Source organism: Leucobacter massiliensis, from assembly GCF_002982315.1.
Taxonomy (GTDB): domain Bacteria; phylum Actinomycetota; class Actinomycetes; order Actinomycetales; family Microbacteriaceae; genus Leucobacter; species Leucobacter massiliensis.
Genome location: NZ_MWZD01000013.1, coordinates 160,554 through 183,988 on the forward strand (window position 1 = coordinate 160,554; position 23,435 = coordinate 183,988).

Annotated in this window: 20 protein-coding genes and 2 pseudogenes; 6 read left to right on the forward strand and 16 right to left on the reverse strand. The window is 72.3% G+C overall.

Annotated elements, in window-relative coordinates:
• Nucleotides 1-71 precede the first annotated feature (71 nt).
• From uvrB to B4915_RS02970, 10 genes and pseudogenes are all read right to left on the reverse strand, one after another.
• Nucleotides 72-2,162 (reverse strand): excinuclease ABC subunit UvrB, encoded by a 2,091-nt coding sequence (gene uvrB / locus B4915_RS02930; RefSeq protein ID WP_105804344.1) that lies wholly within the window; start codon nt 2,160-2,162, stop codon nt 72-74.
• Nucleotides 2,163-2,288: 126 nt separating this feature from the next.
• Entirely contained in the window at nt 2,289-3,329 is a 1,041-nt protein-coding gene (locus B4915_RS02935) for an NAD(P)-dependent alcohol dehydrogenase (protein WP_105804345.1), read from the reverse strand.
• A 176-nt stretch (nt 3,330-3,505) separates the two neighbouring features.
• Nucleotides 3,506-4,099: pseudogene (gene kdpC, locus B4915_RS02940) on the reverse strand (potassium-transporting ATPase subunit KdpC); the annotation flags it as partial.
• 20 nt (nt 4,100-4,119) lie between these two features.
• On the reverse strand, nt 4,120-6,216 hold the full coding sequence (locus tag B4915_RS02945; protein WP_105804347.1) for an HAD-IC family P-type ATPase: 2,097 nt from the start codon (nt 6,214-6,216) through the stop codon (nt 4,120-4,122).
• Between the two features lie 4 nt (nt 6,217-6,220).
• Nucleotides 6,221-6,998, reverse strand: a pseudogene (locus B4915_RS02950) (potassium-transporting ATPase subunit KdpA); the annotation flags it as partial.
• Nucleotides 6,989-7,078, reverse strand: a complete 90-nt coding sequence (locus B4915_RS14355) for a potassium-transporting ATPase subunit F (protein WP_146120012.1) — start codon at nt 7,076-7,078, stop codon at nt 6,989-6,991. The pseudogene B4915_RS02950 and the gene B4915_RS14355, both read right to left, overlap by 10 nt.
• 101 nt (nt 7,079-7,179) lie before the next feature.
• Nucleotides 7,180-7,587 carry a hypothetical protein gene (locus tag B4915_RS02955; protein ID WP_105804348.1) on the reverse strand — a complete coding sequence of 136 codons (408 nt, stop codon included), beginning with the start codon at nt 7,585-7,587 and terminating at the stop codon, nt 7,180-7,182.
• 15 nt (nt 7,588-7,602) lie between these two features.
• Nucleotides 7,603-8,004, reverse strand: coding sequence for a TetR family transcriptional regulator (locus B4915_RS14360; protein WP_146120013.1), 402 nt, complete (start codon nt 8,002-8,004; stop codon nt 7,603-7,605).
• A gap of 9 nt (nt 8,005-8,013) precedes the next feature.
• A complete protein-coding gene (locus tag B4915_RS02965; RefSeq protein WP_105804349.1) occupies nt 8,014-9,102 on the reverse strand; it encodes an FUSC family protein in 1,089 nt (362 codons plus the stop codon).
• A gap of 49 nt (nt 9,103-9,151) precedes the next feature.
• The gene (locus B4915_RS02970; protein ID WP_105804350.1) at nt 9,152-9,475 is read right to left on the reverse strand and encodes a type II toxin-antitoxin system PemK/MazF family toxin; all 324 of its coding nucleotides are present in this window, start codon (nt 9,473-9,475) and stop codon (nt 9,152-9,154) included.
• Between the two features lie 353 nt (nt 9,476-9,828).
• Here B4915_RS02970 and B4915_RS02980 point away from each other — a divergent pair, with 353 nt between their 5' ends.
• Complete coding sequence (locus tag B4915_RS02980) at nt 9,829-10,560, forward strand: DUF981 domain-containing protein (RefSeq protein WP_105804352.1); 732 nt, start codon at nt 9,829-9,831, stop codon at nt 10,558-10,560.
• Between the two features lie 33 nt (nt 10,561-10,593).
• On the opposite strand, the gene arr is transcribed toward B4915_RS02980, so the two are convergent.
• From arr to B4915_RS15070, 3 genes are all read right to left on the reverse strand, one after another.
• Complete coding sequence (arr, locus tag B4915_RS02985) at nt 10,594-11,019, reverse strand: NAD(+)--rifampin ADP-ribosyltransferase (RefSeq protein WP_105804353.1); 426 nt, start codon at nt 11,017-11,019, stop codon at nt 10,594-10,596.
• 242 nt (nt 11,020-11,261) lie between these two features.
• A complete protein-coding gene (locus tag B4915_RS02990; RefSeq protein ID WP_105804354.1) occupies nt 11,262-12,086 on the reverse strand; it encodes an SDR family NAD(P)-dependent oxidoreductase in 825 nt (274 codons plus the stop codon).
• A 267-nt stretch (nt 12,087-12,353) separates the two neighbouring features.
• Complete coding sequence (locus tag B4915_RS15070; protein WP_425436295.1) at nt 12,354-12,854, reverse strand: PadR family transcriptional regulator; 501 nt, start codon at nt 12,852-12,854, stop codon at nt 12,354-12,356.
• 1,007 nt (nt 12,855-13,861) lie between these two features.
• Here B4915_RS15070 and B4915_RS03005 point away from each other — a divergent pair.
• A complete protein-coding gene (locus tag B4915_RS03005) occupies nt 13,862-14,674 on the forward strand; it encodes an ABC transporter ATP-binding protein (protein ID WP_105804355.1) in 813 nt (270 codons plus the stop codon).
• Nucleotides 14,671-16,281 carry an ABC transporter permease gene (locus B4915_RS03010; RefSeq protein WP_105804356.1) on the forward strand — a complete coding sequence of 537 codons (1,611 nt, stop codon included), beginning with the start codon at nt 14,671-14,673 and terminating at the stop codon, nt 16,279-16,281. Before B4915_RS03005 ends, B4915_RS03010 begins: the two co-directional genes overlap by 4 nt.
• Before the next feature lie 154 nt (nt 16,282-16,435).
• On the opposite strand, the gene B4915_RS03015 is transcribed toward B4915_RS03010, so the two are convergent.
• Together B4915_RS03015 and B4915_RS03020 are read right to left on the reverse strand one after the other, a co-directional pair.
• A complete protein-coding gene (locus tag B4915_RS03015) occupies nt 16,436-17,560 on the reverse strand; it encodes a sensor histidine kinase (RefSeq protein WP_105804357.1) in 1,125 nt (374 codons plus the stop codon).
• Nucleotides 17,553-18,272 (reverse strand): response regulator transcription factor, encoded by a 720-nt coding sequence (locus B4915_RS03020; RefSeq protein ID WP_105804358.1) that lies wholly within the window; start codon nt 18,270-18,272, stop codon nt 17,553-17,555. Before B4915_RS03020 ends, B4915_RS03015 begins: the two co-directional genes overlap by 8 nt.
• Nucleotides 18,273-18,359: 87 nt before the next feature.
• On the opposite strand from B4915_RS03020, the gene B4915_RS03025 reads away from it, so the two are divergent.
• On the forward strand, nt 18,360-19,103 hold the full coding sequence (locus B4915_RS03025) for a M15 family metallopeptidase (protein WP_105804359.1): 744 nt from the start codon (nt 18,360-18,362) through the stop codon (nt 19,101-19,103).
• Between the two features lie 88 nt (nt 19,104-19,191).
• Here B4915_RS03025 and B4915_RS03030 read toward each other — a convergent pair whose 3' ends face one another.
• On the reverse strand, nt 19,192-21,135 hold the full coding sequence (locus B4915_RS03030; protein WP_105804360.1) for a heavy metal translocating P-type ATPase: 1,944 nt from the start codon (nt 21,133-21,135) through the stop codon (nt 19,192-19,194).
• 143 nt (nt 21,136-21,278) lie between these two features.
• Here B4915_RS03030 and B4915_RS03035 point away from each other — a divergent pair, with 143 nt between their 5' ends.
• Together B4915_RS03035 and B4915_RS03040 are read left to right on the forward strand one after the other, a co-directional pair.
• Nucleotides 21,279-22,169 carry a DMT family transporter gene (locus B4915_RS03035; RefSeq protein ID WP_245907317.1) on the forward strand — a complete coding sequence of 297 codons (891 nt, stop codon included), beginning with the start codon at nt 21,279-21,281 and terminating at the stop codon, nt 22,167-22,169.
• A gap of 191 nt (nt 22,170-22,360) precedes the next feature.
• Nucleotides 22,361-23,374, forward strand: coding sequence for an aldo/keto reductase (locus B4915_RS03040; protein ID WP_105804361.1), 1,014 nt, complete (start codon nt 22,361-22,363; stop codon nt 23,372-23,374).
• Nucleotides 23,375-23,435: the final 61 nt, after the last annotated feature.

Consider the following 23,435-nt stretch of genomic DNA (forward strand, 5'->3'; position numbering starts at 1 on the left):
TCCAAGACCGCCCCGCTCGAGACGCGTCGTATCGCGCAGGGCGGACACCGAACGCGGGCTGAGGCGGATACTTAGAGGTGGCCCGCTGCGTCCATGCTGCGCAGTTCGCGTTTGAGCTCCGCGAGCTCGTCGCGCAGTCGAGCGGCGAGCTCGAACTTGAGCTCCTCGGCCGCGCCGAGCATCTGCTCGGTGAGCTCGGAGATGAGCTGCTCGAGCTGGGCGGCGCCCTCTCCGGCGATCGCGCCCGCTCGCGCCGCGGCCTTCCCCTTCGCGCGCTGAGACGAGCCCCCCTTGCGCTGTGCGTGCGCTCCGGTCCGCGAGAGCACGTCTTCGGTGTCGGCGGCCTCGCGCGCGAGCAGCGCGGTGATGTCTCCGATCTTCTTGCGCAGTGGCTGCGGATCGATCCCGTGCTCGGCGTTGTAGGCCATCTGGATCTCGCGACGACGGTTCGTCTCGTCGATGGCCTCCCGCATGGAGCGGGTGATCGTGTCGGCGTACATGTGCACCTGTCCGGACACGTTCCGGGCCGCACGTCCGATGGTCTGGATGAGTGAGGTGGAGGAGCGCAGGAAGCCCTCCTTGTCGGCGTCGAGGATCGACACGAGCGACACCTCTGGCAGGTCGAGACCCTCGCGCAGCAGGTTGATGCCGACGAGAACGTCGAAGACGCCGGCCCGCAGCTCGGTGAGCAGCTCGACGCGGCGCAGCGTGTCGACGTCGGAGTGCAGGTAGCGGACCCGGATCCCTGCCTCTTCCATGAAGGTGGTGAGCTGCTCCGCCATCTTCTTCGTCAGCGTCGTCACCAGCACGCGCTCGTCGCGCTCGGCGCGGATCCGGACCTCTTCGAGCAGGTCGTCGATCTGGCCCTGCGAGGGCTTCACCACGATCTCGGGGTCGATCAGGCCGGTGGGGCGGATGATCTGCTCGACGACGCCGTCAGCGCGCTCCAGCTCGTACTTGCCCGGCGTCGCCGAGAGGTAGACCGTCTGCCCCACGCGCTCCTTGAACTCGTCGAAGGTGAGCGGCCGGTTGTCGAGGGCGCTCGGCAGGCGGAAGCCGTGATCCACGAGGGTGCGCTTGCGGGAGGCGTCCCCCTCGTACATGGCCCCGATCTGCGGCACCGTCACGTGCGACTCGTCGATGACCACGAGGAAGTCGTCCGGGAAGTAGTCGAGCAGGCAGTGCGGCGCCTCCCCCGGCTGCCGGCCGTCGATGTGCCGGGAGTAGTTCTCGATGCCGGAGCAGAAGCCGATCTGCTCCATCATCTCGAGATCGAAGGTGGTGCGCATGCGCAGGCGCTGCTCCTCCACCAGCTTGTTCTGGCGCTTCAGCTCGGCGAGCCGCTCGTCGAGCTCGGCCGAGATCGTGCCCATCGCGCGGTTCATCACCGTCCGGCTCGCGACGTAGTGGGAGCCGGGGAACACGGAGACCGTCTCGACCTGCTTGATGACGTCCCCGGTGACGGGGTGCAGATAGTAGAGCGCTTCGATCTCGTCGCCGAAGAACTCGATGCGGATCGCGAGCTCCTCGTACATCGGGATGATCTCGACCGTGTCGCCGCGCACCCGGAAGTTGCCGCGCACGAACTCGATGTCGTTCCGCTGGTACTGCATGTCGACGAAGCGGCGCAGCAGCACATCGCGGTCGAGCACATCGCCGACCACGAGCGGCACCATGGCCTCGTAGTACTCCTCGGGCTTGCCGAGGCCGTAGATGCAGGAGACGGTCGACACCACGACGGTGTCCCGCCTGCTGAGCAGCGCGTTCGTGGTGGAGTGCCGCAGCCGCTCCACCTCGGCGTTGACCGAGGAGTCCTTCTCGATGAAGGTGTCGGTCTGCGGCACGTAGGCCTCGGGCTGGTAGTAGTCGTAGTAGCTCACGAAGTACTCGACCGCGTTGTTGGGCAGCAGCTCGCGGAACTCGTTGGCCAGCTGCGCGGCGAGCGTCTTGTTGTGGGCGAGCACCAGGGTGGGCCGCTGCACCGCCTCGATCAGCCAGGCCGTCGTCGCCGACTTGCCCGTGCCGGTCGCGCCGAGCAGCACCACGTCGGTCTCGCCCGCGTTGATCCGCCTCGCAAGCTCCTCGATCGCGGCGGGCTGATCGCCGCTCGGCTCGTATTCGCTGACGACCTCGAAGGGGCGGACGGTGCGCGTGGGTTCCATGTGCAGCAGGCTACTCCCGACCACTGACATTCTGGACAGTGCGTACGCTCACGGCGTGATCCGTGCGCCAGCGCGCGAGGCCGGCTGCGCCGTTCCGCGAGGATGCGCGGGCCATCCCGCCTCGCGCTACAGCGTTGCGACGTCGATCACGAAGCGGTACCGCACATCGGAGGCGACGACCCGCTCGTAGGCCTCGTTGATCTGCTCGGCTGCGATCAGCTCGACCTCCGGGGCGATCCCGTGCTCTGCGCAGAAGTCCAGCATCTCCTGGGTCTCGGGGATGCCGCCGATGCCGGAGCTCGCGAAGGACTTCCAGCGCGACAGCGAACCGGCCCGCACGCTGAGCGGCTCCGGCGGCATGCCGATGCTCACGAGGGTGCCGCCGAGCCCCAGCAGGGAGAGGTATGCGTCGAGGTCGAAGCCGGTGCTGATCGTGGAGAGCATGAAGTCGAAGTGGCCGCGGAAGCGCGTGAAGGTCTCGGGATCGCTCGTCGCCGCGTACTCCTGCGCGCCGAATGCCAGCCCGTCCTCGCGCTTCGAGAGGGTGTGCGAGAGCACGGTGACCTCCGCGCCGAGCGCGGCCGCGAACTTCACGCCCATGTGCCCGAGCCCGCCCATGCCGACGACGGCGACCTTCGACCCGGGGCCGATCTTCCAGTGCCGCAGCGGTGAGTACGGCGTGATGCCGGCGCACAGCAGGGGCGCCGCCCGCTCGTACGGGATCGCCTCCGGCAGGCGCAGCACGAAGTGCTCGTCGACGACGATGTGCGTGGAGTAGCCGCCCTGCGTGATCGTGCCGTCGCGGTCCACCGAGGCGTAGGTGCCCACCCCGCCTCCCGTGCAGTACTGCTCGAGCCCTGCGCGGCACGGCTCGCACTCGCGGCACGAGTTCACCAGGCAGCCGACGCCGACGCGATCCCCGACCCGGTGCCGCGTAACCTCGCTGCCCACCGCCTCGACCTCGCCGACGATCTCGTGGCCGACGACCTGCGGGAAGGTGATCGGCCGCCACTCCTCGCGTACCGTGTGGATGTCTGAGTGGCAGATGCCGGCGTAGCGGATCTTGATGCGCACATCGCGGGGGCCGGGATCCCGGCGCTCGATGGTCATGGGGACGAGCGGATCGCTTGCGGAAACGGCGCCGAAGGCCGCGACGGTCATGGGCATGGGCTGCTTCTCCGGTGGTCTCGGGCGGGACGGTGGACCTGGCTGAACCACTCTACCCAGCCGTTGACGTTCGTCAACAGCCCCGGCTCGGATGCGACGCTGCGGGAGGACCGGGCGGGCGGCCTCTTCGGCGTGGGCGCGGCGCTACGGCGAGGGGCCCGAGCCGCTACGCGCCCGTCGAGGGCGAGGTTCAGCTCGACGACGTTGACACGGGCCTCGCCCCAGAGGCCGAGATCCGGCCCGCTCGTGCAGCGCTCGACGAGCCTCTCGACCTCGTCGAGCGACAGGCCGCGCGTCTCGGCGACGCGCGCCGCCTGGAGACGGGCGTATGCCGGGCTGATGTGCGGGTCGAGGCCAGACCCGGAGGCGGTGAGCGCGTCGGGCGGCACCGCCTCAGGAGCGACGCCGTTGAAGGCCGCCAGCTGCGTCCGGCGCTCCTCGATCTGCGCGGCGAGGGCGGCGCTCTCGGAGCCGAGGTTCGAGCCGAGCGAGGCGGCCGCGTCGTAGCCGGCGGCCGAGGGCCGCGGCTGGAAGTACTGCGGCAGCGGATCCCCGTCCGCGTCCGCGAAATCCTGCCCGATCAGCGACGACCCGCGCACCGCGCCCGCTTCGTCGCGCAGCAGCGAGCCGGTCGCCTGCTCCGGTAACGCGAACTGCCCGATCCCGAGCACTACCAGCGGGTAGGCGATCCCGAGCAGCACCGTGCAGATCAGCATGATCCGCAGCCCGGACCAGGCCTCGGCGAGCAGCCGGCGCGTGAGTCGTCTCATGGTGTGCCTCAGAACCTTCCTCAGTATCCGGGGAGCAGGCTGACGAGCAGGTCGATGATCTTGATGCCGATGATGGGGACCACCAGCCCGCCCAGGCCGCAGTAGATCAGATTGCGGGTGAGCGCGGGGCCGGGCCGGCTGGTGCGGTAGGGCACGCCGATGAGGGCGAGTGGCACCAGGATCCCCATCACCACGGTGCTGAAGAGCACGGTCGAGAGGATCGCGGAGGCCGGCGAGTGCAGCCCGAGCACGTTGAGCGCGGCGAGCCCGGGGAAGGCGCCGACGAAGAGCGCCGGGAAGAGCGTCGCGTAGCGCACGAGGTCGTTGGCGAAATTGAAGGTCATGAGCGCGCCGCGGGTCGCCATCTGGCGGCGGCCGACCCGGATGATGTCGGCGAGGTGGGCGGGATCGTCGTCGAGGATCACGATGTTCGCGGCGGCCTTCGCCGCACCGGTCGCGGTGTTCATCGCGATCCCGATGTCGGCCTGCGCGAGCGCCGGCGCGTCGTTCAGGCCGTCGCCGCTCATCGCGACGAGGTGCCCGGCGCGCTGTTCGCGCCTGATGAGCGCGAGCTTGTCCTCCGGGCTCGCGTCGCCCAGGTACTCGTCGATGCCCGCCTCGCGGCTGATCGCCTCTGCCGTGAGGCGGTGGTCGCCCGTGACCATGAGGGTGCGCACCCCGAGACGGCGCAGCTCGGCGATCTTCTCGCGCACCGAGTCCTTGACCACGTCCTCCAGCTCGATCACCCCGAGCGCCCGTGCCTGGCCCGTCACCGGGCGCATGGCGACCACCATGGGCGTGCCGCCCGAGGCGGCGATCCCGCGGGTGAGGGTGCGCAGCTCCGCGGTGACCGCGGCGGAGGGCTGAGCGCCCTGCCGCTTCAGCCAGGCGGACACCGCCGAGGCGGCGCCCTTGCGCAGGCGGGTGCCGTCGGGCAGATCCACGCCCGAGAGCCGGGTCGCCGCGGAGAAGGGGATCGCGGTCGCGCCGAGGGCGCCGAGCTTCCCAGCGTGATCCGCCCCGGTCCCAGCGGGATCCACCCCGTTCGCAATGGAAGCCACGTCGTTCCCAGCGGGATCCGCCCCCGTCCCAGCGGGACCAGCTGCGCGCCAGGGAACCGCCGCGCCCTCTTCCGCCAGCAGCTGCGTCGCGAGCCGCAGAGTCGAGACGCCCTCGGGCGTGGGGTCCCCCGCTGAGGCGAGCGCGGCCGCGCGCGCGAGTTCGGCGCGGTCGTGCCCGGTGAGGGGCAGCAACGCCGTCGCGGTGCGCTGCCCGCGGGTGACGGTGCCGGTCTTGTCAATCAGCACGGTGGTGATCTCGCTCGCCGTCTCCAGGGACTTCGCCGAGGTGACGAGCACGCTCCGGCGCAGCAGCTGGTACATGCCCGCGATGCCCGTCACCGACATGAGGGCGGCGATCTCGGTCGGGATCAGGCACACCACCACGGCGATGAGCACCGGCACCGAGACCGCGGGGGCCACCGGCGAGGAAGCGGAGTTGAGGGTCACTGCGAGGAACACGAAGGCGAGCGTGAATGAGGCCAGCAGCGCGCTCAGCGCGACCTCCACCGAGGACTTCTGCCGGTGGGCGCGGCTGGCGAGATCGATGGTGCGCTCCAGGGCGCTCGCCTCCGGCGGCACGGTGACGCGCACGACGAGCCGGTCGGCGAGCACGCGGGTGCCGCCCGTCACGCACGACCGGTCGCCTCCGGCCTCGCGGATCGCCGGACCGGGTCGCCCCGTGAAGTCGGACTCGTCCACGGGGGCGGCGCCCCACACCACCTCGCCGTCGGCGGGGATCGTCTCGCCCGGCCCCACGACGACGACGACTCCCGGTCGCAGCGCCGCCGCGTCGACCGTCTCCGCAGCTGCGCGCTCGGCCCCCGGATCCCGGGTGGCCCGGTAGTCCGCGAGCCGCCGGGCCGGGGTCCGAGCCAGCGCCTCGCGCAGGTTCCGCGACTGCGCTCGCCCGCGCCCCTCCGCCACCGACTCCGCCACCGTCGCCGTATAGAGGCAGCCCCAGAAGCCGAGCGCGAGCGCCCAGGTGAAGCTCGGCGGCATCGCCGATCCGCCCGAGGGCGCCGCGCCCCCAGTGAAGCCCTCGACGACCGCGATCACCGTGGATCACCTGGAGCATATTGGTCCACGGCGTCGGGTTCTCGAAGGGGTGCGCCGAGTTCGCGTTGAAGAAGCCACCGCTGTTCGTGCCGAGCATCTTGATCGCCTCCTCCGAGGCGAGCGGACCGCCCGGCAGCGACTGCACGCCCCCGGGCCACCGTCTCGACCGAGGTGAAACCCGAGAGGTTCTGGATCACGCCGCCCGCGCGCAGGATCACCGCGGCGAGCAGCGAGAGCGGCAGCAGCACGCGCACGTTCGCGCGCACCAGGTCGACCCAGAAGTTGCCGAGCCCGCCGGTGCCGCGGCGCGCGGCGAAACCGCGCACGAGCGCCACGGCCACCGCCATGCTCACCGCCGCGGACACGAAGTTCTGCACGGTGAGCCCCACGGCCTGGGCGGTGTAGCCGACGGTCTGCTCCGGCGAGTACGACTGCCAGTTCGTGTTGCCCACGAAGGAGGCCGCCGTGTTGAAGGCGAGATCCGCGCTCATGGCGGGCAGCCCGAGCGAATACGGCAGCCAGGGCTGGAGCATCAGGATCGCGACGAGCAGCACGATCCCCACCGCGGAGAAGGCCAGCACCGCGATCAGGTAGCCCCGCCAGGTGTGCGGCCGCTCGGGACGGATGCCCGCGAGCCGGTAGCACCAGCGCTCCACGCGCCAGTGGCGCTCGGAGGTGAACACCCACGCCAGGTAGTCGCCGAGCGGCCGGTACGCGACGGCGAGCACCAGCGCGACGGTGGCGAGCGCGACGAAGGCGGACCCCCACACGGTCAGAACCAGTCCGGCCTCACGAGGGCGTACGCGAGGTACGCGAGCGCGGCGAGGCCGAGCAGTAGCGAGAGGGGCTCCAGCACGCCCATGATGCACTCCTCCGGTACAAAGCGACGACACAGAGGACTATACGCCCGCCGGAGGGCGAGGATCGGACGGATTCGCGCAGGGCGCCTTCCCCGTGCCCAGCTCACTCCGGTGCGGGGGCTCCTGCGGCTCGCGCGGCGAGCGCTGCTTCGATCATGGCGACGGTGCCCTCCGGATCCTTGGCCTCGATGTAGAGCCGCCGGAACTCGCCCCAGTCTGCCGAGATGACGATCGCCTTCGCGGGGTCGGCGACGTCCCAGAAGACCCGGTCCCCGTCCTGGGTGAAGGTGCCGCCGAGGTACCTGCCGTACCAGTCGGAGCCGATCACCTTCCGCCCGGGCCACTCCGCCACTGCCGAGAAGCCGGTGAAGCGCGTGGAGAGCCCGGGGTCGGCGGTCGCACCGCGCACGTGGGCGAGCGGGATCCGCAATTCGCTCTTCAGCGACCACAGGCGGCGCATCCCCTGGATCGTCAAGACCAGCTCCTCGCCCTCGATCGTCACCTCTGCCATGATCGGCTCCTTCCGTCAGGGGGCGCCCGCCGTCGCGGTTCGCCCGGGGAGGCCTGCCCGGTCGAGCAGGCGCGCGTAGAGCAGCTCCCCGGGCTGCGCGCCGGCCTCGCCGAGCGCGCGCAGCGCGCTGCGCACGGTCTCGGAGACGGCCGGGTCGTGGGCGGCGCGCTCCCGCAGCGCGACGACGATGAGGTCGAGCACCAGCGGCGCCGATCCGGGCGAGGCGGCGACCGCCTGTCGCAGCGCCTCCCGGAACAGTCCGGCCTTGCTGCCGAATGCCCCGTACAGGCTCCCGCGCAGCAGCCCGGTGGCGTCGACGAGGTGGCTGATCGAGGCGCCGGCGTAGCCGCGCTCGGCGAAGGTGCGCGCGGTGTGCGCGAGCACCTCCGCGCGGTCGAATCTCGGCGTGCCCACCATGCGAGCAGGTTACCTCGTTCTTGAATGAACGGTCAATGATGGAGTTCGGCGCGGGGCGGAAGCGAGCGCGAGCGCGAGGGCGACGAGGATCGCGGTCGCGGCACCGATGAGTGTCTCGGCGAGCCGGTCGAGGATGAGCTCCCCGGCCGGGAGACCGGGGGCGTTCAGCCGCCCCATCAGGACCACGAGCGGCGTGATCGGGACCAGCGCCAGCGCGTAGTTGCGGGTCACGACCAGCTCGATCGCGCCGGTGAGGAGGATGATCAGCAGCACGGTGCCGAGCTCCCCCGGGCGGACCGCGAGGACGAGGATCGCGAGCGGGATGCCGGCGAGCGTGCCGAGGGTGCGGTGCGTCGCGCGCAGCACCCGGTTGAAGGCGTTCGGTGCGGCGAGGCCGGCGACCGCCGCCACCATCGCCCACCCCACATGCCCGATCCCGAGCAGTGTCGGCACCGCCCCGGCGATCGCCGTCGCGACCGCGTACATGCCGGCGTCGGCCCACAGCGAGCCGGGAGGCCGCCGGGCCGGCGGGGCGGGGCGCTCCGGCTCCATCACACCGCGGGCGCGCGCCACCCGCCGGCCCAGCGCCCAGACGCCCCCGAGCACCATCGCCCACGCGGCCGACGCTGCCGCGACCAGCGCCCCGGCAGTCAGGCCCTCGGCCGTGACCGGTGCCGACGCGAGCGAGACGAACGCGAACAGCTGGAACATGGGGCCGACCGGCGTCCACCCGGTCAGATCCCCGACGAGAGACGCGACGGCGACGAGCAGCACCGCCGCGCCGACCGCGACCCATGGGCCGCCCCCGAGCACCGGCACCAGGGCACCGAGCAGCACCGACAGCAGCTGCGCGAGCGCGACGACCCCCTGCACGCGGAGGCGGTGGCGATGCCCGTAGCGGCGGCCGAACACCGTGGCGAACGCCGGGAACACCGCGAAGGGCGCCAGTTCGAGGCGCCCGATCCCCCACAGCAGCATCAGCGGCGCCCCGACCGACAGCAGCGCCCGCAGCGCGACCCAGTGCTCGCCCTGCCCGGGTGCGAGTCGGAGCAGGTGCCGCGGCCGCGGCGCGATGATGGAGGGCGAGGTGTCGGTCACCGGACCATTCTCCTGCCCCTCGCCCCCCGCGCCCCGCAGCCGCCCCGCCTCAGGCGAATCCGAGGAAGTCACGCAGCCACAGCTCGATCTCTCGCATGGTGCGGCCGTCGACCACCCCGGCCCGTTCGCCCAGGCGCTCACGGGTGACGGTGCGCGGCTGCTCGGTCATGGCGTAGCTCGGCCGGGGCGGCAGCAGGCTCTGCCCGCGTAGGAGCACGTGAATCGGCCAGCCGCGATCCGTCGTGGTCACCGGGAGGACGATCGGGAGCATGTCGGCCTGCTGCAGATTAGATGAGGCCGTCAGCCCCACGTCGCGGGCTTCGCGATTGATTCGATCCCGAAGCTCGGAAGACACCTTGATCGTCGTCGCCATGATGCACGTATACCCCGCGGTATACGTTGACTGTGCCCGGTATATCGGCACGCCGACTGCGGAACCGTCTCTCGGGTGCCCCACCGGCCTGCTGCTCATCCCCAGGGCGTCGGCACTCTGCTCAGCCGGGGTGGTGCTCGGCCGCTTCATCGACCGGGTCGGCCCGCGGTGGATCGCCCTCGCGGCTGTTGCCCGCCGCGGCCCCTGAGCCCCGGTGCCGGCCGTGCAAGAGCCCGGCACACACGCCCCCGCACGCGGGAGGGGCGTAGGATCCGAGTGAGATCCCATCGCGACAGCGCGCGCCCCGGCAGAGGCGGCCCGCACTCCGCACCCGCGAGTGAAAGGAGCACCCCATGCACCCCACCATCGCTGCGGCGGAGGGCCTGGTCATCGACTGGACCCAGATGCCCACCTACAACACCATCATGTCCGTCGCCGCCGGCGCCGGCCTGCTCACCGTCGTGTGGCTCGCCCGCGCCCTGCAGCTCGGCAAGCCCGCGCGCCTGGAAGGCTACGCCGTGGCCTTCGGCGTGCTCGGAACGATCCTCACGCTCACGGGCGCGCACATGACCCTCACCTGGCCGCTCGCGAAGTACTTCCCCTTCGACAACATCATCTTCGGGGAGCCGAGCCTCGGCTTCGGCGTGCTGCTGCTCGGCAGCGCCGTGCTGCTGTGGCGGCGCCGGGAGCTGCCGGAGACGGAAGACCGGGCGCGCGAGCTCGCGGCCGTGATCGCACCGCTCAACATCATCATCGTCGGGCTCGGGCTCGCCCTGGGCGCGATCGCCTTCGCGGGACTCATCTTCCAGCTCTTCGCCGCGCCGCCGGAGGAGCCGATCAGCGGCGCCTTCGCGCAGTGGCCCTGGGTGGAGGCCACCTTCATGTCGGGCATGTTCGGCGTGACCGGGATCGGGGCCGTCCTCTTCCCGCTCGCATTGCGCGGCTACCGTGCGGGGGCGCCGCGGACCGCGTGGCAGTGGATCGTGGGGATCTGCATCGGGCTGCCCGGACTCGGCTTCTTCCTCTTCGGGGCGCTGAACTTCTTCACTCACGTCGGGCTCATCATCAACACCATGGGGAGCTGACACCGCGACGGTCACCCGCGGCGGCGCGGGCGCTCAGTTGATGATCTCGGCCCTGGTGTCGTGGATCGCAGCGAGGCGCTCGCGCCAGGCGCGGAGCGCCTCCGGGCTGAGGCGCGTCCAGTCGTCTCGCTCGCGGACGACGCGGAGGGCGTGAGCGCAGCGGTAGGAACGGGTGGGGTTGCCCGGAAACTTCTGGTCGGTCACGTTCGGGTCGTCCTCGAAGGGGCCGGTCGGCTCCACCTCGTAGACGTGCGGCTCGCCGCCCCTCAGCTCCACGGCGAGCTCGGCCGCGAGGCCCGCCCCGTCGAGCAGCGCCGTGAAGTAGACGTGGTTCATGACGACCTCGGGCCGGTAGTTGGATCGGAAGCCGGGGGTGAGCAGTTCCCCCGCCCCGAGCTCCGCGTTCGTGCCGTGGAAGAACGGCCCCGCGTCGAGACCCTCCTGGGCTTCCCCCGCCATCGCACGCTCCCTCCGACCCGCCCTTGGACGCGCCCGGCAAGTGTACCCCCGCGGCCCGCCCCGCCTCCAGCGATTCGAGCACGCCTCCGGCGCCGGAGCCGTTCAGTGCTCCGCGGAGCCGAACGAAGGCTCCGGCTCGAGCCGTGGGGCCGATCCGAGGACCATATCGTCCCGCCGAGGACCGTGTCATCGGTGACGCAGCCGCGCGGCTTCGGAATCCTCGGCGCGGTGCCGGACCGGGGTTACAGCCCCATCGCCTCCGACACCTTCTTGGCGATCATGCGGATCGACTTGGTGGGCGAGAGCCGCGCAAGCCGATCGAAGGTCTTGGCGTCCTTCCCGATCATCACGCGGTAGCTGCCGGACTCGATGCCGCGCACGATGATCGCCCCCGCGTCCCTCACGTCCATCGGCTGCATCGCGGACTTCTGGGCGTCCTCGGCGGTGGCCGCTCCGCCCCCGGGCGCGCTCACCCCGGAGTTGGCGGAGATGTTGGTGGCGATTGCGCCGGGGAACACGAGGTGCACCTGCACCCGGGTGTCCGCGAGCTCCGCGTAGAGGGTGTCGGTGAACAGCCGGATCGCGCCCTTCGAGGATCCGTAGGCCCCCTGCCCGGGCACCGGCAGCAGTGCGCCCATTGAGGCGAAGTTCACGATCAGTGCCTCCGGGCGGCGCAGCAGCACGGGGAGGAACGCCTTGACCGGGTACACCGTGCCCCAGTAGTTCACGTTCATCACCCGCTCGATCTCCTCGATGTCGAGATCCTGCACCTTCGCGAAGCGGTGGATGATCCCCGCCATGTTCACGATGCCGTCAGCGGGCTGACCGTGCGCCTCCTCCACGGCGGCCGGAAGCGCCTCGACCGCTGCGCGATCCGTGACGGACAGCGCGTGCTCGGAGAAGCGGGCTCCGTTCGCGCCCGCGAGCTCCTTCGTCTCGCTGAGGCCCTCGGCCGACAGATCGACTCCCGCTACGCGTGCGCCCTTCTCCAGCAGCTGGAGCGCGGTCTCGCGTCCCATCCCGTTGCCCGCACCGGTGATGACGATGAGCTTTCCGGATACCTGCATGGTGCGCCTGCTTTCGGAGACGGAACGGTACGAGTCGCCCCGGCCTGCGGAGACGGCTGCTGCTCAGTCTATGCGTCTGCTCTGCGCACCGCATCGGTCCCGCCGTGCGGTGGCGGCGCGCTCGGACTCAGCGGGGCAGGGAGGCCTTCAGGGTACGGAGCGTCTCGGCGAGCGATGCCTCCAGGGTTTCGGTGGCGCCGGGGGGCAGGGTGCCGCCGCGTGCCACATGGCCGCGGAGTTCGCTGCGGACCCGTGCGCGGAAGTCGTTCACCATGGCGTCGGCGCGATGCAGCTCGGCGCGGCTGCGGGCGCGGGGATCCCCGGTGGGCCCGGCGGCGTTCGCGGATGCTGCGCCGTCGCTCCCGGAATTCGCGGATCCGGCGCCGGCGCCGGATCCGCGGCGGACGCGCTTCCCGATCCGGATCCCGAAGCCGCGCCGGCGCCGCGCGAGGCACCGGCACCGGTCCTCCCGTCCCGGGCCGCCGCGGCGAGCTCGGCCCGCAGGGAGCGCATCGCCTCGCGCACGCTGCCGCGCACCTCCTCGGCGATCATGCGGACGCTGTCGGAGAGCCCCGCCTCGATGCCGTCGAGCTCATCGGCGCGGCCGTCCAGCTCGGCGCGGCCTGCCGGGGTGATCGCGTAGACGGTCTTGCGGCCCTCCGCCGACTTCGTGACGAGCCCCTCTTCTTCGAGCTTCGCGAGCCTCGGGTACACGGTGCCGGCTGACGGCGTGTAGGTCCCGCCCGTGCGCTCCGCGAGCGCCTGCATGAGCTCGTAACCGTGCCGGGGGGGGCCTCGGAGAGCAGGCTGAGCAGGTAGAGGCGCAGCTCGCCGTGGGAGAACACCGAGGCCAACAGTCGCTCCGCTCCGCGGAGGTGCTGCCGGCGGGCGCCTCCGCGCCGTTGCCCGCCTCCGCGCCACCGATCCCGCCGCCGGAGCGTCCTGGCTCACCGCGCAGCACCGTCACCGCGCCCGACACCGAGCGGGCACGCACCTCGGCGAAGGAGCCGGCGAGCTCGCCGCTCGAGCCGACGAAGTGCGTCGGAGCGCTGCTGGAGCGCTGCACGCCGTCCACGACCACGCGCCCGCCGACCGTGTGCACGTCGAAGCTCGCGGCGAGTCCCGCGTCGAGCTGGATCGTGGCCGCGCCGCTCCCGTGTGCAGGGCGATCTCGTCGATCGCTCCGTGCGCGTCGAGGATCATCGCACCCGACACCGTATCGATCGCGGCCCGGCTGAGCCTCCCGGTCGCGGCGACCGCGCCGGAGACGCTGTTCACGCTGAGGGCCCCGTCCAGGCCGCGAAGCTGCACATCGCCCGACACGGCATTCACGCTCAGCCGGCCCTGGTGCCCGTCGACGATGAGATCGCCGGAGACGCTGTTCGGCAGCGTAACACGATATATCTCGTTTCTCGCCGGATGCTGCGGCTTCGAGCAGCGCGCCGAGGCGCAGGGTGCAGCGACTGGCCGGCTCCGGGGCGCAGGACCCGTCTTCACGAGTGAAGCCCTCGGCGCTCCCGGCGATGACGCGCGCGCGTGCGGGCCCCGTCGTGCTGGCGGTCATCATCCTCGTCTTCGCGGTGACCTCCATTGGGGTGACCCGGCGTGCCCCCGTTGCGGGCCCCTCGGCGCCCGCCAGGCCCGGGATCGCTATCGCAACCCAGGATCTCGGATCACAGGAAGGACACGGTCGCCTCACAGTTCGATCGGGTGGAGAATGCGTGGGGAGGCGCTCGGCCTCGCCGCAGGCACGACGCGAAGAAGGCAGGCACACCATGGCCGCACCGGTGATCGAGGTCCAGAGCCTCGTGAAGCACTTCGGCAAGACTCGCGCGCTCGACGGGCTCGACCTCCGGGTCGAGCCCGGGACGGTGACCGGGTTCCTCGGGCCGAACGGCTCGGGCAAATCGACGACGATCCGGATCCTGCTCGGCCTCATCCGCGCGGATGAGGGCGCGCTGCGGCTTTTCGGCGGCGACCCGTGGCGCGACGCCGTGTCGCTGCACGGGCGGCTCGCCTACGTGCCCGGCGAGGTGACCCTGTGGCGCGGGCTCACCGGCGGCGAGGCCATCGACGTGCTCAGCAGCCTGCGCGGACAGCGGGAGCCGGACCGCATCCGCGCATTCGCGGACCGCTTCGACCTCGATCTGCGCAAGAAGGCGCGCGCCTACTCCAAGGGCAACCGGCAGAAGGTCGCGCTCGTGGCGGCGCTCGCGAGCCGCGCGGAGCTGCTCATCCTCGACGAGCCGACGAGCGGGCTCGACCCCGTGATGGAGGCCGTCTTCGGCGACTGCGTGCGTGAGCTGCAGGCGGAGGGGCGCACGGTGCTGCTCTCCAGCCACATTCTCGCCGAGGTGCAGCAGCTCTGCGACACGGCGACCATCATCAAGCAGGGCCGCACGGTGGACGTCTTCACCATCGACGGCTCCGAGGATCTTCCGGCCATCGAAGCGCGCTTCCTCGCGCACTACCGCGGGGACGGCGCCGGGAGCGAGGACGCGGGAGCCGGACCGGGATCCGGACCGGGCACGGCTCCGGGATCGGTCCCCGCTCCCGGATCGCGCTCAGGAGCGGAGCCGGATCGATGAGCGCTCAGCTTTCCGGACTCGCGATCGCGACGCGGCTCGTGCTGCGCCGTAACTGGCTGCGGATGCTCGTGTGGGCGCTCGTGCTCGGCGTGCTCGTGGTGATGGTGATCGCCTATCAGGCGCAGACCTTCCCGGACCAGGCGGCCCGCGACGCCTACGCGCAGATCGCGAACACGCCCGCCGTGGCCGCGCTCACCGGACTGCCGTACGCGGCGGCGACGACGGGCGGGATCCTGAACATCAAGCTCTGGATGTCGGGCGCGATCACCCTCGCGCTCGTGTGCGTCTTCCTCGTCACCCGCAATGGCCGGGCCGAGGAGGAGTCCGGTCGTCTCGAACTGCTGCGGGCCGCCGGGCTGGGGCGTCTCGCGCTGCCCGCAGCGGGGTGGCTGCTCACGGCCGCGTTCGCGGTGGCGGCGGGGCTGCTCAGCGGTCTCGCCGCCGTGGCGATGGGGCTGCCGGTGGCGGGTTCGCTGCTCATGGGGCTCTCGTGGTCGGGGCTCGGGATCGCCTTCGCCGGGGTTGCGGCGTTCACCGGGCAGCTCGCCGCCACCGGGCGCGCCGCGACCGCGTGGGCCTCGGTCGTGCTGGCCGCCGCGTTCCTCGTGCGGGTGGCCGCCGATCTGAACGCCGACGGGGAGACACCCGCGTGGTTCACCTGGTTCTCCCCGGTGGGCTGGGCGCAGCAGACGCGCTCCTTTGGGGAAGACCAGTGGTGGGCGCTGCTGCCTCTCCTCGCGCTCGGCCTGATCGGTATCGCGGTCGCCTGTGCGATCGGCCGCACGCGCGACCTCGGAGCGGGGATCGTCGCGCCGCGACCTGGCCGCGCCAGCGCCTCCCCGCTCACCCGCACCGTGCTGGGGCTGCCGCTCAGGCTCCAGCGCGCCGCGATCCTCTCCTGGCTGCTCGGCACCGCCGTCGCCGGTCTCTTCCTCGGCGGCGTGGCGACCGCCATGAGCAATGTGCTGGACGGTCTCGGCTCCTCACCGATCGCGCAGGCACTCACGGGCGGCGCCGACTCGCAGATGGACGGGCTGCTCGGCTTCCTGCTCGTGTTCCTGGCCGTGCTGGTCACCGCCTTCGCCGTGCAGTCGACGCTCGCGCTGCGCGCCGACGAGGCCGCGGGCTTCGCCGAGCTGGAGTGGACCGCGACCGTGTCGCGCTGGGCGTGGGGGCTGGCGCGCCTCGCCGTGCCCGCCGTCTGCGCGGCGCTCATGCTGCTCGTGGGCGGGCTGGCGATGGGCGCCGCCTACGGGGGCCAGATCGGGGATCCCTCCCAGCTGGGCCGCTTCGCGGTGGGAGCGCTCGCCTACTGGCCGCCCCTGGCGCTGGTCATGGCGGTCACCGCCGCGGCCTGCGCCCTGCTGCCGCGCGCTGCGACCGGCATCGCCTGGACCGTGTACGGGCTCGTGGTGCTGTTCGCCGCCCTGGGCGATGTGCTGGGGCTCCCGCACGAGGTGGTCGAGGCGACCCCGTTCTGGGCGGTCCCGCAGCCCGGCCGCCCCGATCCCGCGTGGGGGCCGGTGTGGCTCATGGCCTCTGCCGCGATCCTCGTCTCCGCCCTGGCCCTCTGGCGGCTCCGATCCCGCGACGAGGCCACCGCCTGAGCCCACACACATCTAGCGTTGCCGAACAGAAGCTCTGTGGTCGCAGTAGGGGGACCCCGCTCAAGCGCCAGAAAAAACATTCCGGCCCGTGTTGCCCGGGCTTGGGGTCCGGGAAATCGTACGAAGCGGGCCGGATTCCTGAGATCAGGGGGTATCAGCGTCGGGTCGGGGCGGGCAGGCGGACGGTGGCCTTGAGTCCGCCGCCCCGGCGGGCCTCCAGGGCGAGGGAGCCGCCGTGCGCCTCCGCAATGCGGCTCGCGATGGCGAGGCCGAGCCCGACCCCACCGTGGTCGTCGCGGGCGCGTCCGCCGCCGCGGCGGAAGGGCTCGGTGAGCGTTGTGACGAGGGCTGGATCGAGCGGGGCTCCAGTGTTCTCGACGGTGAGGATCGCCGCATCCGGGTCTGCACGGGCGGTGATCCACACGCGGCCTGAGCCGGGGCCGTCGCCCGATCCGCCCGTCGCCGCCTCGGCGGGGACATTGTGGACGATGGCGTTGTGGACGAGGTTCGTCACGAGCTGGGCCAGCAGCACTGGCGAGCCGAGGGCGGAAGTCGCGTCGCCCGCGACGTCGATCGCGATGCCGCGCTTCTCGGCGAGCGGGAGCAGCGTCTCGGCGGCGTCCTCGGCCAGGAGCGAGAGATCGACGGCTTCGGCGGTCAAAGCGGCTCGCTGGGCGCGGCTGAGCGTGAGCAGCGCCTCGGTGAGGGCGATCGCGCGCGCATTCACCGCGTGCAGCCGGTCGAGCAGGGCGCCGACGTCCCGCTGCGGATCGGCGCGGGCCACGTCCAGGAGGGCCTGCGTGATGGCGAGCGGGGTGCGCAGCTCGTGGGAGGCGTTCGCGGCGAAGCGCTGCTGCTCGGCCACGTGGGCCTCCAGCCGGGAGAGCATCACGTCGAAGCCGTCGGCGAACTCCCGGAACTCGTCCGCATGCCCCGGCAGTTCGATGCGATGCGACAGGGAACCCTGAGCGGCAAGACGGGTCGCCCGAGCGATCCGGTCGAGCGGGCTGAGCATGCGGCCCGCGAGCAGCCAGCCGCCCGCCAGGCCGAAGACGAGCAGGAAGGCGAGTGCCCAGGCCGCCGCGGGGAAGAAGGCACGCGCCAGATCGCCCCGGCCCGGGAAGAAGCCGGCCTCGAAGGTGCGGGCAGCCTCGGGCGGCACATAGCGCAGCAGGAACACCCACACGATCCCGAGCAGCACCGCCCCGGCGATAATGAGGAAGCCGGCGTAGCTCAGGGTGAGCTTGAGGCGCACGCTCGGCCCCGGTCGCCTATCCACCGGGGCCCGCCGCCTCCCCCGTCTCCGGCGCCGCACGGTCGCGCATCGTCTCCCCCGAGCCGATGCGGTACCCGACGCCCGGCACGGTCGCGATGAGCCAAGGCTCCCCGAGCCGCTTGCGCAGCCCCGAGACCGTGATGCGCACGGCGTTCGTAAACGGATCGGCGTTCTCGTCCCACGCACGCCGGAGTAGCTCTTCGGCGCTCACCACCCCGCCCGCCGCGGCGACCAGCACCTCGAGCACCGCGAACTGCTTACGCGTGAGCGCCACGTAGCGGCCGTCCCGAGTCACCTCGCGGCGGAACGGATCGACGCGCAGTCCCGCATACTCGCGCACGGGCGGGCGGAGGTGGGCGCGGCGGCGATCCAGCGCCCGCAGGCGCAGCACCAGCTCCCGCAGTTCGAAGGGCTTGGTGAGGTAGTCGTCGGCACCGAGTTCGAAGCCCGAAGCTTTGTCGTCGATCCGGTCCGCTGCCGTGAGCATCAGGATCGGCACCCCGGCTCCCGAGGCGACGATGCGTCGCGCGACCTCGTCGCCGGAAGGCCCCGGCACGTCGCGATCCAGCACCGCGATGTCGTAGTCGTTGATCGCGAGCAGCTCCAGCGCGGCGTACCCGTCGGGGGCGATGTCGGCGGCGATCGCCTCCAGGCGCAGGCCGTCGCGCACCGCCTCCGCGAGGAGCGGCTCGTCTTCGAGGATCAGCACGCGCACACCACGATTCTAGGAAGCCGCGCGTATCGGGAGCGTATCGGAAAACGCAGACGCTCTCGCAACACCAGCCCTGCTTGGCTGGCAGACATGACGCATCCGACGCACCCGAGATCCCGGCCGTCCCGCCGCCGCGCCGCTGCCCTGACATTCGCGGCGGTCGCGCTTACCGCGGTGCTGGCGGCGCTGGGATTCGCCTTCGCCTTCAGCTCTACCCCTGGTTCCGACACCGGCTCCGGACGAGCCCCGGCGACGGCGCACGCGCGGGCCGTGCCGGCCCCGGCTCCGACCGGGCCGACCGGGGACGATCCTGGCGAGGAGACTGCGGCGGATCCGAGCCCCGGTGACGCGCCGGGCGGCGAGGATACTGCGAGGCGCCGACTCGGCGAGAGCGGCGAGACGACGGCCGGCGCGGCCTCGCCCTTCGGCGACGCGGAGACGGTGACGCGGCTCGATCCCGCCCTGCTGTCCGCCCTCCGGCAGGCCGCCACCGAGGCGCAGGCCGACGGCGTCCAGATCCTCGTCACCAGTGGCTGGCGCTCTTCGGAAGAGCAGGAGGAACTGCTGCGGCAGGCCATCGCCGAGTACGGTTCACCCGAGGAGGCCGCGCGGTGGGTGGCCACGCCGCAACGCTCCGAGCACGTCAAGGGAACGGCCGTGGATCTCGGACCGGCGGACGCGACCGCGTGGCTCTCGGCGCGTGGCGGCGCCTACGGGCTGTGCCAGATCTACGCGAACGAGTCCTGGCACTTCGAGCTGCGCCCCGAGGCCGTGAGCACCGGCTGCCCTCCCATGTACGCCGACCCCACCGAGGACCCGAGGATGCAGCCGTGACCGTGGCCGTGCGAGGACGGCCGCTCCTCATTCGGATGCGGGACTGGGCGGCTCTCTCCTCTCCAGCGACGGAACCCGCGCCGCGGCGTCAGCGCCCCTCCCGCTGGCGGCGCTCGGACCGGGGGCCGACGGCGCGGAGAGCGCCGAGGATCGCGATGAGGTCGACGAGCTCCTGCAGCCAGGCGCCCAGCAGCGCGGGGAGGAAGCCGAAGGCGGCGATCAGCATGAGCACGACGCTGATGAGGATCCCGAGCCAGATGCTCTGCAGTGCGATCCGCACGGTGTCACGGCCGATCCGGACCGCGCGTGGCAGGCCGGCGAGGCTGTCGAAGCGGTTCACGATGTCGGCGGACTCGCTCGCGGCCGTCGCCCCGCGGGCGCCCATCGCGAAGCCGATGTCGGCGGCGGCGAGCACGGGGGCATCGTTCAGGCCGTCGCCGACCATGATGAGGGGGCGCGGCTGGATCCCGCTCACGATCCGCACCTTGTCGGCCGGGCGGCACTCGGCATGCACTTCGGCGATGCCGAGGCCCGCGGCGATCGGCTCGGCGGTTGCGGCCACGTCGCCGGTCACCATGACGGTGCGCTCGATCCCGAGCCGGCGCAGCTCGTCGAGCGAAGATACCGCCTCCTCGCGCACCCGGTCGCGCATCACGATCGCCCCGGCGGGACTCTCGTCGACCGCGACGTAAATGGCGAGTTCCCCCGGGCGCAGAGCGACGGGATCCAGCCCGGGTGCGAAACCGCGCAGCCAGGAGGGCTTGCCGACGCGCACCGTCCGCCCATCCGCGAGCGTCGCCGTGACGCCGTTCGTGGCCTGCTCGGCCGCCTGCGTCACCTCCTGCAGACGATAGCCGAGCTCGCGGGCGGCCGCGACCACGGAGCCGGCCAGAGCGTGCGAGGAGTACACCTCGGCTGAGGCCGCGAGCCGCAGCACCTCGGCCTCGGCGAAGCCGGACGCGGGCAGGATCCGTTCGAGCGACGGGCGGCCGCTCGTGAGCGTGCCCGTCTTGTCGAAGGCGGCCGAGCGCACCCGGGAGAGTTGTTCGAGCGTGCCGCCGCCCTTCACGATGAGCCCGAAGCGCGCGGCACGGCTCATGCCGCCGAGGAAGGCGACCGGGGCGGCGATGAGCAGCGGGCACGGGGTCGCGACGACGAGCACCTCCGCGAAGCGCACCGCCTCACCGCTGACCGCCCACGCGATCCCGGCGATCGCGAGCGCGAGCACCGTGAACGGCAGCGCGTAGCGGTCGGCGAGCCGCACCACCCGGGCCCGGCTACCCGCCGCCTGCTCGACGAGGCGGACGATCTGCTGGAACTCGCTGTCTGCGGCGACGGCCGTCGCCCGCACGGTGACCGCCGACGCTCCGTTGACCGCGCCGCTCGGCACCCGCTCCCCCACCGCGCGCTCGACGGGCAGGCTCTCGCCCGTGAGGGAGGACTCGTCGAACACGGCCCGCTCCGAGACGAGCACCGCGTCCACGGGGACGAGCGCGCCCGGGCGCACCAGCAGCGGATCACCGACCCGCACCGCCTCGACCGGCACGTCCTCCGTCATCGGCTCGGCCGGGGACCCCGTGCCCTCCGTCCCCGCCCCGGCGGCGGGATCCGCGCGCGGGTCGCCCGCCGCGCTCCGCCCCGCGACCGCCGTGCCCGCGAGGCGGGTCGCGAGCTGCGGCGCCCGGTGCAGCAGAGCCGTGAGTTCCCGCTTCGAACGGTGCTCGGCGTAGTCCTCCAGTGCCGCACCACCGGTGAGCATCAACACCACCACGAGCGCGGCCCACGGCTCCCCCACGAGCACGGCCGCTACGATCGCGGTGACGGCGAGCACGTCGAGCCCTCCGCGTCCCCTGAGCAGTTCCCGGATCATCCCGATCGCCTCCCACGCGGCGACGCCGAGCGCGTAGAGGCCCACGAGCCAGGAGGCGAGGACGGGCGCGGATGCTGCGAGGAGGACCAGCCCGGCTGCTCCCACCAGCAGGGAGGCGAGCACGAGCGGGTAGCTGCTCACCACGGTCCGCACTCGCTTCATGCGCCCAGCTTCTCAGAACCCCGTCTGAAACGCACGCGGACCGCTTCGTCCTCCGCGCTGAGCAAGACCCAGAAGTGGTCCGAGCGGCTCACCTGCTCCAGCATTCGACTCCACGAGCGGGCTCCGCGTGCGAAGATCATCGTGTGACATCGTCCCCGTTCACCGCGCGCGGCTGGGTGCTGCTCGCGATCATGTCGGTGCTGTGGGGGCTGCCCTACCTGTTCATCAGCGCCGCCGTCGAGACCTTCTCGCCGCCCGCGGTCGTCGCGATCCGCACGGGCGGCGCGGCCCTGCTGCTGCTCCCCTTCGCACTGCGCCGGGGGGCGCTGCTCCCGGCCCTGCGGCGCTGGCCGTGGGTGCTCGCCCTCGCGGCGGTCGAGATGGCGGGTCCCTTCGTGCTGCTCGCGCACGCCGAGCAGACGATCTCCTCCGGCCTCACCGGGCTGCTCGTCGCGACCGTGCCGCTGTTCGCGGCGATCATCGCGGTGCTGCGCGGCCAGCGCGAGGCGCTGCGGCCGCTGCGCGCCGCGGGGCTGCTGCTCGGCTTCGCGGGGGTCGCGATCGTCGCCCTCGGCGGCGGTGGCGCCGCGCACGCGGAGCTGCTGGCGATCGGCGAGGTGCTGCTGGTCGCGATCCTCTACGCCACCGGTCCCTTCATCGTCGCCCACAAGCTCGACGGGGTGCCGCCGCTCGGCTCGATCACCCTCGCGCTCGCGGTCGTCGGCCTCGCCTACGCCCCCTTCGCGCTGCTCACCCCGCAGCGGCCGCCGACCGCGGCGAGCGGGGCGTCGATCGTGCTGCTCACGGTGCTGTGCACGGCCGCGGCCTTCATCGTGTTCTTCGCCCTCATCGCCGAGGTCGGTCCCGCCCGCGCGACGCTCTTCACCTATGTCAACCCGCTCGTCGCGATCGGGCTCGGCGCGCTCGTCCTCGCGGAACCCCTCACCCCGAGCCTGCTGCTCGGCGTGCCGGTCGTGCTGCTCGGCTGCGTGCTCGCAGCGGGCGGACTCCCGCTACGCGGGGGCGCCCGGTGATCCCGCCCTGGTGCGAGGTACCGTGCGGCCGGTGCCCGGGCTGAGAATCTCGGCGAAGTGAGCCCGGAAGCGCTCGCGCTTCCCGCGGAGCAGGAGTAGCCTCGGCGGCGAAACACGTCGGCTCGGCCGGACGACGCGCACACGCCGATCCCGCTTCTCGGCATCTCCCGGCCACGGAAGGGGTCACCACCATGCAGCACACCACCCTCGGTGGCATCGACGTCTCCCGCATCGGCCTCGGCGCCATGGGCATGTCCGCCTTCTACGCGGGCGCCGCGAGCGACGACGCCGAATCGATCCGCACGATCCGTCGCGCACTCGACCTCGGCGTCACCCTCATCGACACCGCCGAGATGTACGGCCCCTACATCAACGAGGAACTTGTCGGCAAGGCGCTCGGGGCGGATCGCGACCGGGTGGTGCTCGCCACCAAGTTCGGCACGCTCAGCCACCGCGGCGAGGCGGCGGGCGGGGCGGACGCGCGCCCGGGCGGGGATCATCGCTCCTGGTACGCGATCGACGGCTCCCCCGAGAACGTGCGGCTCGCCGTCGAGGGCTCGCTGCGCCGTCTCGGCACCGACCGCATCGACATCTACTACCAGCACCGTATGGACCCGCAGGTGCCCGTCGAGGACACCGCGGGAGCGCTCGCCGAACTCGTGCGGGAGGGCAAGATCCGCGGCTACGGGCTGTCGGAAGCGGGGATCGGGACGATCCGCCGCGCCCACGCCGTGCACCCGGTCACCGCCGTGCAGAGCGAGTACTCCCTGTGGAGCCGGGATCCCGAGCGAGCGCTGCTGCCCACGCTGTCCGCGCTCGGGATCGGCTTCGTGCCCTATTCGCCGCTGGGCCGAGGCTTCCTCACGGGGGCGATCCGCTCTACGGAGCAGCTTGCCGGCGACTTCCGCGCCACGAACCCGCGTTTCGTGCCGGGCGCGCTGGAGGCGAATCTGCGGATCGTGGAGGTGGTCGAGGCGGTCGCCCGCGAGGCCGAGGCGACCGCGGCGCAGGTGTCGCTGGCCTGGATCCTCTCCCGCGGGGAGCACATCGCCCCCATCCCGGGCACCAAGCGCGTCTCCCGCCTGGAGGAGAACGTCGCCGCCGACGCGCTCGTCCTCTCCCCCGAGCAGCTCGCCCGCCTGAATGCGATCGAGCCCCCGGTGGGCGAGCGCTACGAGAGCATGGCCGGCATCGAGGACTACTGAGGCACCTTCGCCGCCGTGATCCGCTGCGCCCGCCGGACCGGCAGTCGCGTTCGGGTTCCGG

Excerpts from the sequence above, each read along its gene's own strand:
- uvrB (WP_105804344.1), bottom strand. The coding sequence starts at position 2,162 with ATGGAACCCACGCGCACCGTCCGCCCCTTCGAGGTCGTCAGCGAATAC.
- B4915_RS02935 (WP_105804345.1), bottom strand. The coding sequence starts at position 3,329 with ATGCCCATGACCGTCGCGGCCTTCGGCGCCGTTTCCGCAAGCGATCCG.
- B4915_RS14355 (WP_146120012.1), bottom strand. The coding sequence starts at position 7,078 with ATGGGCGTGCTGGAGCCCCTCTCGCTACTGCTCGGCCTCGCCGCGCTC.
- B4915_RS02955 (WP_105804348.1), bottom strand. The coding sequence starts at position 7,587 with ATGGCAGAGGTGACGATCGAGGGCGAGGAGCTGGTCTTGACGATCCAG.
- B4915_RS14360 (WP_146120013.1), bottom strand. The coding sequence starts at position 8,004 with ATGGTGGGCACGCCGAGATTCGACCGCGCGGAGGTGCTCGCGCACACC.
- B4915_RS02970 (WP_105804350.1), bottom strand. The coding sequence starts at position 9,475 with ATGGCGACGACGATCAAGGTGTCTTCCGAGCTTCGGGATCGAATCAAT.
- B4915_RS02980 (WP_105804352.1), top strand. The coding sequence starts at position 9,829 with ATGCACCCCACCATCGCTGCGGCGGAGGGCCTGGTCATCGACTGGACC.
- arr (WP_105804353.1), bottom strand. The coding sequence starts at position 11,019 with ATGGCGGGGGAAGCCCAGGAGGGTCTCGACGCGGGGCCGTTCTTCCAC.
- B4915_RS02990 (WP_105804354.1), bottom strand. The coding sequence starts at position 12,086 with ATGCAGGTATCCGGAAAGCTCATCGTCATCACCGGTGCGGGCAACGGG.
- B4915_RS15070 (WP_425436295.1), bottom strand. The coding sequence starts at position 12,854 with ATGCAGGCGCTCGCGGAGCGCACGGGCGGGACCTACACGCCGTCAGCC.
- B4915_RS03005 (WP_105804355.1), top strand. The coding sequence starts at position 13,862 with ATGGCCGCACCGGTGATCGAGGTCCAGAGCCTCGTGAAGCACTTCGGC.
- B4915_RS03010 (WP_105804356.1), top strand. The coding sequence starts at position 14,671 with ATGAGCGCTCAGCTTTCCGGACTCGCGATCGCGACGCGGCTCGTGCTG.
- B4915_RS03025 (WP_105804359.1), top strand. The coding sequence starts at position 18,360 with ATGACGCATCCGACGCACCCGAGATCCCGGCCGTCCCGCCGCCGCGCC.
- B4915_RS03030 (WP_105804360.1), bottom strand. The coding sequence starts at position 21,135 with ATGAAGCGAGTGCGGACCGTGGTGAGCAGCTACCCGCTCGTGCTCGCC.
- B4915_RS03040 (WP_105804361.1), top strand. The coding sequence starts at position 22,361 with ATGCAGCACACCACCCTCGGTGGCATCGACGTCTCCCGCATCGGCCTC.